Raw genomic sequence first — 12,553 nt, 5'->3', positions numbered from 1 at the left:
TCGAGGCTCAAGATGCGCATGAAGCAAGGCACGGGCTTGATTGGGGTTCAGAGCACCCGTGCCTACGCAGCGCTCGAAGAGCGGAGCCACTGCGTGAATCCATCCTAGGAGTGTGCCAGTGGCGGCTCAAGTACCGCCAGTCGCCCGGCCAGCAGCGCGTCCGACCATGGCCAGGATGGTTGCGAACAACTCGTCGCTGGCCTCGTTCATCCGAATGTTCACAGCCCCCCTGTAGGAGCTGCCGAAGGCTGCGATCTTTTGATTTTTGCTTTTAAAAGACAAGATCAAAAGATCGCAGCCTTCGGCAGCTCCTACAGTGTTTTTGGCTGCTAGCGCGATCCGGGCCAGCCTGCTTTGGCGAGCGCGGCGAGCAGGGTTTCGGCATCCAGTCCCGGCACCGAATGCCCGTTGCCTTCGGTGCTTTCGCTGGCCAGCAACGCATTGATGATTGCTTCCTCAACCGCCTCGGTCGCGGCCAGAAACAGCTCGCTGATGTGGTCATTGTTGACCATGCGCAAACCGTCGCAGGTCGGTGCGCCTTTGCCTTCATAGGCGGCGGGCGGCACATGAGCGTTGCCGGTGGCGAAGGCGATGAAGATGTCGCCGCTATGATCCTCGTTGCCGCCGCCGGTGCGCGCCAGACCGAGGCTCGCGCGCTGCGCCAGACGCGTGCATTGATGCGGCAGCAGCGGCGCGTCGGTGGCGAGGCAGACGACGATCGAGCCCATGCCCGGATGCGGCAGCGATGCGCGCAAGAACGGCGAATCCTTCTGTTCCATGTAACGCCCGACCGGGTAGCCATCGACCCGCAATTCACTGCGAATGCCGTGGTTGGCCTGGACGATCGCGCCGACCGTCCAGCCGCCTTGCGCAGCGCTCAAGCGCCGCGACGAAGTGCCGATGCCACCCTTGAATTCATGGCAGATCATGCCGCTGCCACCGCCGACGGCGCCTTCCACCACCGAGCCGTCGACCGCGTTTTTCAGGGCTTCAGCGACATGCTCGGGCCGCACGTGGAAACCGTTGATGTCGTTGAGCAAACCATCAAAGGTCTCCAGCACCACTGGCATGTTCCAGTAGAGACGACCGTCGTCCGGTTGTTGCTGGCGATCAAGGGCCACCAAGGCATCGCGCACCACGCCGAGGCTGTGGGTGTTGGTGAACGCAATCGGGCTGGTCAGCAAACCGGCTTCGCGAATCCACTCAAGCCCGGTGGCGTCACCATTGCCATTGAGCACATGCACGCCGGCAAAACACGGTTGCTGATTGGTCGAGCCAGAGCGCGGTTCGATCAGCGTGACGCCGGTGCAGATGTCGCGTCCGGCGCTGCTGCGTCCGCGCACATTGCTGTGGCCGACGCGTACGCCGGGTACATCGGTGATGGCGTTGAGCGGACCGGGATGCAGTTGGCCAATGCGGATGTCGAGGTCACGGGCACGAGGTTTCATTGATATTTGTCTCTCAAAAAAATGCTGGGTTATTCGCAGACCCTGTGGGAGCGAGCCTGCTCGCGAATGCGTCGGCACTTTCAACACATCAGTGCCTGACCCACCGCTTTCGCGAGCAGGCTCGCTCCCACAGGGTTTTGTGGAATGTTCAAAAGGCTTTATTGGCCGTTCTTGACCTTGCTCCACACCCGCGTACGCACCCGTTCGGTGGCTTTGGGCAGGGGTTCCAGGGTGTACAGCGTGGCCATCGCTGCGGCGGAGGGATAAACCGCCGGGTTGTCCCGCGTGGCGGCGGCCACCAGCGGGGTCGCCGCGCGGTTGCCATTGGGGTACGACAGGTGATCGCTGACCGGTGCGATCACTTCCGGGCGCAGCAGATAATCAATAAAGGCCAGGCCTTGAGGCCGATTCGGCGCGTCCTTGAGCAGCACCAGCGTGTCGAACCACACCGGCGCGCCTTCCTTGGGCAGGCTGTAGGCGATCTTCACGCCGTTGTTGGCCTGCTCGGCATTGGTCTTGGCTTCCAGCATCGCCCCCGACCAACCGACCGCTACGCAAATATTGCCGTTGGACAGATCGCTGATGAATTTCGACGAGTTGAAGTAGGCGATGTGCGGGCGCAGCTTCAGCAGCAGTGCTTCGGCTTTCTTATAGTCTTCAGGATCGGTGCTGTTCGGTGGCAAGCCCAGGTAATGCAGGGCGACCGGCAGCATCTCTGACGGCGAATCCAGCATCGCCACACCGCACTGGCCGAGTTTGGCGAGGTTGTCTGCGTTGAACACCAGATCCCACGAGTCCACCGGCGCCTTGGCGCCTAACGCCGCGCGCACCTTGTCGACGTTGTAGCCGATGCCGTTGGTGCCCCACAGGTACGGCACGGCGTATTGATTGCCGGGGTCGTTATTGGCCAGTTTCGCCAGCAAATCGGCATCGAGATTCTTCCAGCCCGGCAGTTGCTCGCGTGGCAGCGGGGCGAGGGCGCCGGCCTTGATCAGCGTCGGCAGGCTGAAGTTGCTCGCCACCACCACGTCGTAGCCGCTGCGGCTGGTCATCAGTTTGCCTTCGAGTACTTCGGCACTGTCGAAGGTGTCGTAGACCGGCTGGATACCACTGTCGCGCTGGAAATCGTGGAGGGTGGTCGGGCCGATGTAGTCGTACCAGTTGTAGACGTGCACGCTCGGCGCGTCAGCGGCCAGGGCGATCGAGCTGGCGCCAATACCGGCCAGCAGGCCCAGTTGAATGCTGAGGTTGATACAGCCACGGTGACGACGCATGATGCGGCACTCCTGGCCTGTGCAGGCCGGTGATGAACAAGAGTGGTCAGCCTATCGGGCCGGTCACGCCTGACCCATTCCCATCATGGGTTACTCAAAAGGGGTAGTGCGTGGACGCGTTGTTGCAGGAACTGCCAGTGCATCAAAGCCTGGCGCGGGTATTTGCCAAGGTCGGTCAGGACGGCTTCTGGCGTGCGCTGGTGGACACGTTGCGGCTGCTGGTGCCGCTGGACAACGCGCTGGTGGCACTGATGAAAGCCGGGCAGGCGCCGCAGTTGCTGATCGACTTCGACAGCAAGGGCCGCCCCGACGAGCAGGAAGAACTGGCCGGTTACAGCGCCGGGATGTACCTGCTCGATCCGTTTTATCAAACCGCGTCGACCGGCATTGCCGACGGCTTGCACAGCCTGGCTTCGGTGGCGCCGGACCAGTTTCTGCACAGCGAGTACTACCAGAGCTACTTTCGTTCGGTGGTGGGCGAGGACGAGTTGCAGTTCATGATCAATGTCGAGGGCGGCGTGCTCGGTTTGTCATTGGGGCGTTCGACGCCGTTCGACATGGCCGAGCAGGGCCGGTTGCTGTGCGTGCGCGATTGGGTGTTGGCGGCGATGCGTCGGCATGTGCAGTTGCTGCCGCTGCAAGGCGCGGTGGCGGAAACGCTGGTCGGTGATCTGGCGACCTTGCTTGATCGCTTCGATGCACGGCTGACGGTGCGCGAAGTCGACACCGCGCGGCTGATCTTGCAGGGCTTCTCCAGCAAGGCGATGGCTCAGCAGATGGGCATCTCGCCGGAAACGGTCAAGGTGCATCGGCGCAACCTGTATCACAAGCTCAATGTCACTGGGCACGGTGAGTTGTTTGCGCTGGTGTTGCGCCCACCGGTTATTTGAAGAACAACGATAACCTTGTGGGAGCGAGCCTGCTCGCGAATGCGGTAGATCAGTCAACATTACGGGAGACTGGCAAACCGCTTTCGCGAGCAGGCTCGCTCCCACAGGGGATACGGGCGTTCAGGGGATTGTGGGGTGTCAGGGGGTGCGCTGGAAGACTAAAGCCTTGAGGCCGCTTTCATGATCAATGTCCGGAAACTCCGGCGGATTCTCCAGCCGCTCTACAAAGCGCAGACTCGGCGCTTCCTGGGTGACGCCATCAATCAAAAAGTCCGGACCGAACGCCGGGTCGTTCATGCACGCCAGCACCGTGCCTTGCGCCGTGAGCAATTCCGGCAGGCGGCGCAGCACGCGCTGGTAATCCTTGGTCAGCAGGAAACTGCCTTTCTGGAACGACGGCGGATCGATGATCACCAGATCATACGGGCCGCTGTTGATCACCTTGCCCCAGGACTTGAACAGGTCGTGACCGAGGAAGCTGACTTTACTCAGGTCATGGCCGTTCAAACGGTGGTTGTCGCGGCCCCGGCTCAGTGCGGCGCGGGACATGTCCAGGTTGACCACATGGCTGGCGCCCCCCTCAATGGCTGCCACGGAAAAACCGCAGGTGTAGGCAAACAGATTCAACACTCGCTTGCCGCTGGCCTGCTCGCGCACCCAGTTGCGCCCGTAACGCATGTCGAGAAACAGCCCGGCGTTCTGTTTGCGGCCCAGATCGACGCGATACTGCAGGCCACCCTCGACGATGCTCATTTCGTCGATCTCTTCACCGAGCAGCCATTCGGCAGTGCTCTGCGGCAAGTAGCGATGCTGGATCAACAACGTATGTGCGCCAGACTGTTTCCATTCGGCGGAACCCGTGAGTTCCAGCAGCAATGCTTTGAGATTGTCCAGTTGCTCAGGCGCCGGTTCCTTGAACAGCGACACCAGCACCACGCCTTGCAGCCAGTCCACGGTCAACTGCTCCAGCCCCGCCCAGCAGCGGCCGCGCCCGTGGAACAGGCGACGGGTTTCGCTCGGTGCGGCCGCGAGGGCCGGCAGCAGATGGGCGTGGAGGGTGGCGAGGGCTTCAGGGTTCATCGGTCAGGATCGGCAAGCAAAAGGGCCGGCATTTTAACCACAAATCCGCCGTCGCGAACGATTGCCGCTGACGGCCAAAAACCACCTTTCCAAAAAGACCTGTATCAAAAATGAATTTCTGCAGAGCCCGCTGCTCATACCAGTTAAGCAGCGGATTCAAGCCGCTAAATCGTTAATGCAATTCAGGGAGTGCAGTTCCATGTGCCCAACACCTACGGCGGACGCGCACCTTCCTGACGGATTGATTCTGGTGGTTGAGGATGATCCGTTGATTCTGGAATTTCTCTGCGAAATTCTTCAGGAGGAAGGTTTCAAGGTCGAGCCGCGCACCAGTGCGGATGACGCCAAGCTGTATCTGGAAGAGCACGCGCCGGAAGTAGCCTTGCTGCTGACCGACATCACCATGCCCGGCGAAATCAATGGCGCCGGGTTGGCCAATCTGGTCGGCGAGCGCTGGCCGGACAAGCCGGTCATGGTCATGTCCGGTTATGAAACCCCGGAGACGTCGGGGGTCAAGCATCCGGTGGCGTTCATCAAGAAACCGTGGGCCATCGGCCAGTTGCTCGACTGCGTGGATAGCGCGTTCAAGTCCAAGGCCCCGCGCCTGCACTGACACGCTGGGTGGATCGGCCGGGCAGGTGCTACATTGCCCGCCCGGTCTTTTGCCAGAGGATGCGATCTTTTGTCTGCTCACGATGCTGTATTCACTCGCGCGTTCGGCGCGTTTCTGTTCGACATGGACGGCACCGTCCTCAATTCCATCGCCGCCGCCGAGCGGATCTGGGCAGCCTGGGCCGTGCGCCATGGCGTCGATGTGGAAACGTTTTTGCCGACCATTCATGGTGTGCGCGCGATCGACACCATCACCCGCCTGAACCTGCCGGGGGTGGATGCCGAGGCGCAAGCGGCGGTCATCACCGAGGCGGAAATCGAAGACGTTGAAGGCATTGTCGAGATTCCCGGCGCGGCGGCGTTTCTCAACAGCCTGCCCGCCGAGCGCTGGGCGATGGTGACGTCGGCGCCACGGGATCTGGCCTTGCGGCGCATGGCGGCGGCGGGGATTCCAACGCCTGCGGTGATGATCACTGCTGAAGATGTGAAGGCCGGCAAACCTGATCCGGCCGGTTATTTACTGGCGGCTAAACGTCTTGGTCTGGAAGCGCGTGATTGCCTGATTTTCGAAGACGCCACGGTCGGTATTCAGGCTGCCGAAGCCGCCGGTGCGCCGTTGATGATCATCACCACGACGCATCAGCATCCGCTGGAAACGGCCCATGCGACGCTGGCCAGTTATGCTGCAGTGCGGGTCAAAGTCGACAGCGACGGCCAGCTTCACCTGCAGCGCAACTGACACAACACAGCCCCTTGTAGGAGTGAGCCTGCTCGCGATAGCGGTGTGTCAGACACACAGATTTGACTGACCCACCGCTATCGCGAGCAGGCTCACTCCTACAGGGGACGGTGTTCGCAAATCAGTAAACGCCCGGCACCAACCGCCAGCTCCGCGCGCAATAAGCCTCATACTCCGCCCCAAACTGCGCCCGCAGCAGGGCTTCTTCCGAATGAATCCGGGCAATCAGCGGAATCAACGTCAGCGCCGCCAGCATTAAGCCAATCACCGAACGAAAGGCCAGCGCCCAGCCCACCGCGTTGATCACCAGTCCCAGATAACTTGGATTACGCAGTCGTTGGTAGATGCCATCGGTGACCAGCCGATGCCCCGGTTGAATCGCCACCAGTCCACTGAAACGTCGCCCCAACACAAACACCGGCCACAGTCGCAGCGCGCCACCGACGATAAACAGCAGAGCACCGAGCCAGCGCACGCCTTCACCGCCCACCGTCCAGAAATTCACCCGGTCGCAATAGGCCGGTAAGAAACCACTGACCAGACCAATCACGCCAAAGGCCGGTATCACCCAGCGATTGGCACGGTCTTCACGCTCGCCGGAACTGAGGTTGACCTCGCTGAACAGCGAAGCGATCACCATGGCTACCGTTGCCAGCGCGACGATCACCAGCGAGCCATGGGAAAAGAACATCGCCACACCGCCAATGCCCCACACCGCCAGGCCGAGGTAGGCGAGGGTGGCGAGTACCGCGACGACGGTCATTTGTGCGGACATTTTCATGGTCAACTCACGGCTGGATGCTGATCTGATGAGTGTAGATCCACCGCAAAACCTGTGGGAGCGAGCCTGCTCGCGAAAGCGTTGGGTCAGTCAATTTTGATCTTGGATCTGCCGGCCCCTTCGCGAGCAGGCTCGCTCCCACAGGGATCTGCGTCGTACAGAGAATGCGAGATCATTTCTGAACCTGGGGGAGCGCGCTTGCTCGCGAAGAGGCCCTGTCAGTCAGCGGCTATCTCACCGTCAGTCAGGACTTTCCTGAAGGTCTCGACCAATGGCCGCAAATTGATCCGGTGCCACGCCGCCCACAACGGCGTGGTCAAGGTCAGCCACGGCAATTCGCGCAGCACTACGCCCGGCGGGGCGTTATGACTCAAACCCTTTTGAATCATCGCAATTCCCAGCCCCGACGCCACCAGCCCCAGCGCAGTAAACGGCTCGGTTGCCTGCATGCGCACATCGGGGGTGAAGCCTGCGCGGATGCAGGCGCTGACGAACTCATCATTGGCGTCCTGGCGCGGCTGCACGCCAATCCATTCCTGATTGGCCAGATCCTCCGGGTTCAACGCAGCTCGCTGCGCCAGTGGATGCTGTTCCGGCAACGCCAGCAGCATCGGGTCATCCAGCACCTGGAAACTCAGCAGATCCGCATCGTCATCGGTCGGCGGCTCGCTCACCAAGGCGATATCGAGACTACGCTGTCGCAAGCCTTCCAATTGCTCGGCGGAACTGAGGTTGTACAACGCGACGTGGACGTTGGGACGATCGGCGCGCAGCACGCGCAAGGCATTGGGCAGAACCCCGGCGTGCATGGCGTTCTCGATATAGCCGATGCACAAGCCACCTTCTTCACCACGACCGAGGCGTTTGCCGAGGGATTCCAGGCGATTGGCGTGGGTCAGCAAGGCGCGGGTTTCGGCGAGAAAGGTCTGGCCATCGCGGGTCAGGCGAATGCGTTGCTGACTGCGCTCGAACAGCGTCAGCCCCAGGCGTTCTTCGAGCTGGGCGATCTGCCGGCTGAGCGGCGACTGGGAAATATGCAGCCGTTCAGCGGCGCGGCCGACGTGTTCTTCCTCGGCGACGACAACGAAGTAGCGCAATTGGCGGATGTCGATCATGTCAGACCTTTAGGGACTCAAGTGCTGCGCATTATGTCTTGGACGGTCTCGGTGTCGCAATCTAGGATCTGCTCAACGGTCACACAGACCCAGAACCTATGAGGAAAAACCAATGAGCTTGAAAGACAAACTGCCCGGGCAACTGGGCTTCGGCACCGCGCCACTGGGCAACATGTTCCGCGCCATTCCCGAAGAAGAAGCGCAAGCCACTGTGCATGCCGCGTGGGATGCCGGTGTGCGCTACTTCGACACTGCGCCGTTTTACGGCTCCGGTCTGTCGGAGATCCGCCTCGGCGAGGCTTTGAAGCAATACAAGCGCGACGACTACGTGCTGAGCAGCAAGGTCGGGCGGGTGATTCTCGATGAAGTCGAAGACGCCGCCGCCCGTGATCTCGGCGAAAAAAGTGGCGTATTCGAACACGGCCTCCCGAACAAAATCGTCAACGACTACAGCGCCGACGCAACCCTGCGCTCAATCGAAGACAGCCTCAAGCGTCTGCAAACCGATCGCCTCGACATTGTCTGGGTGCACGACATCGCGCAGGACTTCTATGGCGATCAATGGCTGGAATACTTCAATCAGGCCCGCACCGGTGCGTTCAGAGTCCTCACCCGGTTGCGCGAAGAAGGCGTGATCAAAGGCTGGGGCCTGGGTGTGAATAAAGTCGAGCCGTGCGAACTGACCCTCGACCTCAGCGAAGCGCAGCCGGATGGCTTCCTGTTGGCCGGGCGCTACACGCTGCTGGATCACGAACGCCCGCTGCAACGGTTGATGGATGCGGCCCGGGCGCAGAACGTTGAAACCGTAGTCGGTGGCCCTTACAGCTCGGGCATCCTCGCCGGTGGCTCGCACTTTGAATACCAGCAGGCCAGCCCTGAGATCATCGCCAAAGTGGAGCAGATCAAACGCATCGCCGCCGCTTACAACGTCGATATCAAAGCCGCCGCGCTGCAGTTTTCGCTGGCCAACCCCGCAGTCGCTGCGGTGATTCCCGGGGCGAGCAAACCGAGTCGTATTGCTGAAGATGTCGCGGCGTTGTCGGCGATCATTCCTGCCGGTTTCTGGCAGGCGATGCGCGACGCCCAACTGGTTTCCGAACGTGCACCATTGCCAATCGATGAGGTGAAAGCATGAAGATTGATCTGAGTGGAAAACTGGCCATCGTCAGCGGCAGCACCGCCGGCATTGGTCTGGGCATCAGCCAGTCGCTGGCCGAATCCGGCGCCACCGTGGTAGTGATCGGTCGCGATACGGCCAAGGTCGAGCAGGCGCTGGCGAGCATTCGGCAGAAAGTGCCGGGGGCGCAGTTGCGTGGTTTGACTGCCGATCTGGGCACCGCCGAGGGCGCGCAAAAACTCTTCGCCGCTGAGCCGCGTGCGGACATTCTGGTGAACAACCTCGGCATCTTTAATGACGTCGATTTCTTCGACACGCCGGACAGCGAGTGGACGCGCTTTTATGAAGTCAACGTGATTTCCGGCGTGCGCCTGGCGCGGCATTACGTGCCAGCGATGGTCGAGCAGGGCTGGGGCCGGGTGATCTTCCTGTCTTCGGAATCCGGTGTGGCCACGCCAGCCGACATGATCAACTACGGCGTGACCAAAAGCGCCAATCTGGCGGTGTCTCACGGTCTGGCCAAACGTCTGGCTGGCACCGGGGTGACGGTCAATGCGATCCTGCCGGGGCCGACCTTCACCGACGGCCTGGAAGACATGCTCAAAGAGGCCGCCGCCGAATCCGGGCGCAACCTGCGCGATGAAGCCGACGCCTTTGTGCGCAAGGCCCGCCCGACCTCGATCATCCAGCGCGTGGCGGATGTTGAAGAAGTCGCGCACCTGGTGACCTACATTGCTTCGCCGCTGTCCTCGGCCACCACCGGTGCCGCGTTGCGCGTCGATGGCGGCGTGGTCGACAGCCTGACCATCTGAATTCTGGAGAGACGTTTATTTATGCCAACAGCATCTGCAACCATCGACATCCCGGCCTCGGCCGATCAGGTTTGGCAATTGATCGGCGGCTTCAACACGCTGCCCGATTGGCTGCCGTTTATTCCCAACAGTGAGCTGAGCGACGGCGGCCGCGTACGCACCCTGCAAACCGCTGACGGCGCTGTGGTGATCGAGCGTCTGCAAGCATTCGACAACGCCGCGAAGACTTACAGCTATTCGATCGAACAGGCACCGTTCCCGGCGACTGATTACCTGGCAACGATCAAGGTTGAAGCCCAGGGGCAGGGCGCACGGGTGACGTGGTCGGGGCGCTTCAACGCCAAAGGCGTGAGTGATGAGGAAGTGGTGGCGCTGTTCAGCGGCATCTATCAGGGTGGCCTCGAGGCACTCCGAGCCAATTACCCAACCTGAAGAACACCACGATTCAATGTAGGAGTGAGCCTGCTCGCGATAGCAATCTGTCAGTAACGAATAAGTTGACTGACACACCGCTATCGCGAGCAGGCTCACTCCTACAGGGGTTGCGTTTCAGACTGGGAATCAGGAGTTTTCGATCAGGCTCTGCCGGCAATCCAACACCAGTTTCGCCCCGCCCAGATCACTGCTGCCGACTTCTAGACTGAAGCCATGCAAACTGACAATCGCCGCCACAATCGACAGCCCCAAACCAAAGCCACCTTGCGGTTGTCCACCCTCGGCGCGATAGAAACGCTGGAACACTGCTTCACGCTCAGCCTCGGGAATTCCCGGTCCTGAATCGTGCACCTCAATCCGTGTCTGCCCACCGGCGTTCACGCCACGCAGCATTACCGTGCCGCCCGGGGGGGTGAACTTGATCGAGTTGCTCAGCAGATTCGCCAGCGCCTCGAACAGTAACGCCCGATCACCATTGAGCGGCGGCAGGGTCTCCGGCATGTTTAGCTCGAAACGCAGCTCGCCTTCCTCGGCCAGCGGCAGGTAAAACGCATGCAGTTCTTCCAGCAATTGCACCGGGTCGAGTTCGACGAAACCTGAGCGGCGCTGGCGATCCTCCAGTTCGGAAATCCGCAACAACCCGCGAAACCGTGCCATCAGCGTGTCCGCTTCGGCCAGTACCAGATCCAGTTGCGCCGCTTCCTGCGAGCCTTCGCCGGCCTGTTGCTGCATGCGATACAACTGCGCGCGCAGGCGCGTCAGTGGCGTGCGCAAGTCATGGGCGATGTTGTCGCAGACGCCTTTGACTTCATTCATCAAGCGCTCGATGCGCTCCAGCATGGCGTTGACGATGGCCGCGAGCATGTCCAGTTCATCGCGGCGATTGGACAGCGGCAGGCGATGGGTCAGGTCGCCGGCCACAATTGCCTGGGCGCTGTCCTGAATCGCTCGAATCCGCCGCAACGGTCGGCGCCGCAGCAAATGCCAACCGGCAATCCCCGGCAGAATCGTCAGCGACACACCCCAGAACAACGCATGCAAAATGATCCGCGTGACGGCGAACAGCGAGCCGTTGTCGCGCAGCAACACCAGCCAGCGACCGTCGCGAGTTTGTGTGGCCACCGCGTCGCAGCTGTCATTGGGCAGAGTCGGGTCATCGGAATCGGCGCATTCGGCGAGCATGTGGATCTTGCCGTCCAGCGGCAGGCCTTCGGGGATCTGCTGCAACGCGCCACCGAGGTAAACGCCGTTGGCGTCGAACAGGCCATAGGCGTCGATGCCGCGAATGTCGAAGGTCATGCTGGCGGCGAGGGCGTCTTCCAGTTGTTCGCCGCGAAAGTGCGAAAACAGGTGCTGACGTTGCATCAGCGAGTGTTTGGCGAGGTTGTCGAGGTAGCCGGAGACCTCGTAATACATGACCCCCATGAGGATCGCGCTCCAGGCCACGAACAGCGAACTGTACAGCGCCAGCAAACGGCTGCTGGAGGAGCGCCAGCCGTCAGACGGGTTCGGCAATGACATAACCCGAGCCCCGTACCGTGCGGATCAGCGGCACGTTGCCGGCCGCGTCAATCTTCTTGCGCAGACGGCCGATGTGCACGTCTATCAGGTTGGTGCCAGGGTCGAAGTGATAGCCCCAGACCTCTTCGAAAATCATCATCCGTGAAAGAATCTGGCCGCTGTTGCGCATGAGGAATTCGAGCAGCTTGTATTCGGTCGGCAGCAGCGTCAGTACCTGCTCGGCACGGCGTGCTTCGTGGCTGATCAAATCCAGCTCCAGGTCGGCGACCTGCAGGGTGGTGGCCTGAGTAGCGCCGCTGTTTTGCCGACGCAGCAACACTTCAACCCGCGCGGCCATTTCGTCGGTGGCGAACGGTTTGGTCAGGTAATCATCACCGCCAGCGCGCAAGCCGCGCACGCGCTCATCGACATCGGAGAGGGCGCTGATCATCAGGATCGGCGTGGCCACGCCCATGGTGCGCAACGTGGTGACGATGGCCAGACCATCGAGCTCGGGCAGCATGCGGTCGAGGGTGATCAGGTCGTAGTTGCCGCTCACGGCGCGGTCGAGGCCTTCGCGGCCATTGTCGACCCAGTCGACTTCCAGCCCGTGGCTGCTCAGTTCGGCAACGATTTCCCGAGCGGTCACGGCATCGTCTTCGATGGTCAAGATACGAGTCATAGGCAGGCCTGCTGATCGGTTCAAACGGAATGGCAGCATTTTGCCAAGAAAATCCGCTGACGCTTTAA

The 12,553-nt window shown here is 61.2% G+C and carries 13 protein-coding genes; 6 read left to right on the top strand and 7 right to left on the bottom strand.

The genetic code is table 11. The annotated features are described in order from the left end of the window. Positions 1-329 precede the first annotated feature (329 nt). The gene (locus tag BK670_RS15050; protein WP_123450704.1) at positions 330-1,448 is read right to left on the bottom strand and encodes a DmpA family aminopeptidase; all 1,119 of its coding nucleotides are present in this window, start codon (positions 1,446-1,448) and stop codon (positions 330-332) included. Between the two features lie 158 nt (positions 1,449-1,606). After that, positions 1,607-2,722 (bottom strand): extracellular solute-binding protein, encoded by a 1,116-nt coding sequence (locus BK670_RS15040; RefSeq protein ID WP_123450700.1) that lies wholly within the window; start codon positions 2,720-2,722, stop codon positions 1,607-1,609. Positions 2,723-2,832: 110 nt separating this feature from the next. On the opposite strand from BK670_RS15040, the gene BK670_RS15035 reads away from it, so the two are divergent. After that, entirely contained in the window at positions 2,833-3,612 is a 780-nt protein-coding gene (locus tag BK670_RS15035) for a helix-turn-helix transcriptional regulator (protein WP_123450698.1), read from the top strand. 138 nt (positions 3,613-3,750) lie between these two features. Here BK670_RS15035 and BK670_RS15030 read toward each other — a convergent pair whose 3' ends face one another. Further along, on the bottom strand, positions 3,751-4,692 hold the full coding sequence (locus tag BK670_RS15030; protein ID WP_123450696.1) for a class I SAM-dependent methyltransferase: 942 nt from the start codon (positions 4,690-4,692) through the stop codon (positions 3,751-3,753). 199 nt (positions 4,693-4,891) lie between these two features. On the opposite strand from BK670_RS15030, the gene BK670_RS15025 reads away from it, so the two are divergent. Continuing rightward, entirely contained in the window at positions 4,892-5,305 is a 414-nt protein-coding gene (locus tag BK670_RS15025; RefSeq protein ID WP_123450694.1) for a response regulator, read from the top strand. Positions 5,306-5,374: 69 nt separating this feature from the next. Then, positions 5,375-6,043 carry an HAD family hydrolase gene (locus BK670_RS15020; protein WP_123450692.1) on the top strand — a complete coding sequence of 223 codons (669 nt, stop codon included), beginning with the start codon at positions 5,375-5,377 and terminating at the stop codon, positions 6,041-6,043. 121 nt (positions 6,044-6,164) lie between these two features. On the opposite strand, the gene BK670_RS15015 is transcribed toward BK670_RS15020, so the two are convergent. After that, the gene (locus BK670_RS15015) at positions 6,165-6,824 is read right to left on the bottom strand and encodes a methyltransferase family protein (RefSeq protein ID WP_123450690.1); all 660 of its coding nucleotides are present in this window, start codon (positions 6,822-6,824) and stop codon (positions 6,165-6,167) included. Between the two features lie 218 nt (positions 6,825-7,042). Then, entirely contained in the window at positions 7,043-7,939 is an 897-nt protein-coding gene (locus BK670_RS15010; protein ID WP_123450688.1) for a LysR substrate-binding domain-containing protein, read from the bottom strand. A gap of 112 nt (positions 7,940-8,051) precedes the next feature. On the opposite strand from BK670_RS15010, the gene BK670_RS15005 reads away from it, so the two are divergent. From BK670_RS15005 to BK670_RS14995, 3 genes are read left to right on the top strand one after another with little or no spacing between them, the layout of a single operon-like run. Next, a complete protein-coding gene (locus BK670_RS15005; protein WP_123450686.1) occupies positions 8,052-9,074 on the top strand; it encodes an aldo/keto reductase in 1,023 nt (340 codons plus the stop codon). After that, entirely contained in the window at positions 9,071-9,868 is a 798-nt protein-coding gene (locus BK670_RS15000; protein WP_095048022.1) for an SDR family NAD(P)-dependent oxidoreductase, read from the top strand. Before BK670_RS15005 ends, BK670_RS15000 begins: the two co-directional genes overlap by 4 nt. Before the next feature lie 21 nt (positions 9,869-9,889). After that, a complete protein-coding gene (locus BK670_RS14995) occupies positions 9,890-10,300 on the top strand; it encodes an SRPBCC family protein (RefSeq protein WP_034156162.1) in 411 nt (136 codons plus the stop codon). 129 nt (positions 10,301-10,429) lie between these two features. Here BK670_RS14995 and BK670_RS14990 read toward each other — a convergent pair whose 3' ends face one another. Both BK670_RS14990 and BK670_RS14985 read right to left on the bottom strand, forming a co-directional pair. Next, a complete protein-coding gene (locus BK670_RS14990) occupies positions 10,430-11,824 on the bottom strand; it encodes a sensor histidine kinase (RefSeq protein WP_123450684.1) in 1,395 nt (464 codons plus the stop codon). After that, positions 11,802-12,485, bottom strand: coding sequence for a response regulator transcription factor (locus BK670_RS14985; RefSeq protein ID WP_122590190.1), 684 nt, complete (start codon positions 12,483-12,485; stop codon positions 11,802-11,804). Before BK670_RS14985 ends, BK670_RS14990 begins: the two co-directional genes overlap by 23 nt. Positions 12,486-12,553 lie beyond the last annotated feature (68 nt).

This window comes from Pseudomonas fluorescens, from assembly GCF_003732425.1.
Taxonomy (GTDB): domain Bacteria; phylum Pseudomonadota; class Gammaproteobacteria; order Pseudomonadales; family Pseudomonadaceae; genus Aquipseudomonas; species Aquipseudomonas fluorescens_BE.
The sequence above is the reverse complement of the archived record's forward strand: the minus strand, read 5'-3'. Positions and strand labels throughout refer to the sequence as shown.

Coding starts and splice junctions, on each gene's coding strand:
- BK670_RS14995 (WP_034156162.1), top strand. CDS start 9,890: ATGCCAACAGCATCTGCAACCATCGACATCCCGGCCTCGGCCGATCAG.
- BK670_RS15030 (WP_123450696.1), bottom strand. CDS start 4,692: ATGAACCCTGAAGCCCTCGCCACCCTCCACGCCCATCTGCTGCCGGCC.
- BK670_RS15010 (WP_123450688.1), bottom strand. CDS start 7,939: ATGATCGACATCCGCCAATTGCGCTACTTCGTTGTCGTCGCCGAGGAA.
- BK670_RS14990 (WP_123450684.1), bottom strand. CDS start 11,824: ATGTCATTGCCGAACCCGTCTGACGGCTGGCGCTCCTCCAGCAGCCGT.
- BK670_RS15015 (WP_123450690.1), bottom strand. CDS start 6,824: ATGAAAATGTCCGCACAAATGACCGTCGTCGCGGTACTCGCCACCCTC.
- BK670_RS15000 (WP_095048022.1), top strand. CDS start 9,071: ATGAAGATTGATCTGAGTGGAAAACTGGCCATCGTCAGCGGCAGCACC.
- BK670_RS14985 (WP_122590190.1), bottom strand. CDS start 12,485: ATGACTCGTATCTTGACCATCGAAGACGATGCCGTGACCGCTCGGGAA.
- BK670_RS15025 (WP_123450694.1), top strand. CDS start 4,892: ATGTGCCCAACACCTACGGCGGACGCGCACCTTCCTGACGGATTGATT.
- BK670_RS15005 (WP_123450686.1), top strand. CDS start 8,052: ATGAGCTTGAAAGACAAACTGCCCGGGCAACTGGGCTTCGGCACCGCG.
- BK670_RS15040 (WP_123450700.1), bottom strand. CDS start 2,722: ATGCGTCGTCACCGTGGCTGTATCAACCTCAGCATTCAACTGGGCCTG.
- BK670_RS15050 (WP_123450704.1), bottom strand. CDS start 1,448: ATGAAACCTCGTGCCCGTGACCTCGACATCCGCATTGGCCAACTGCAT.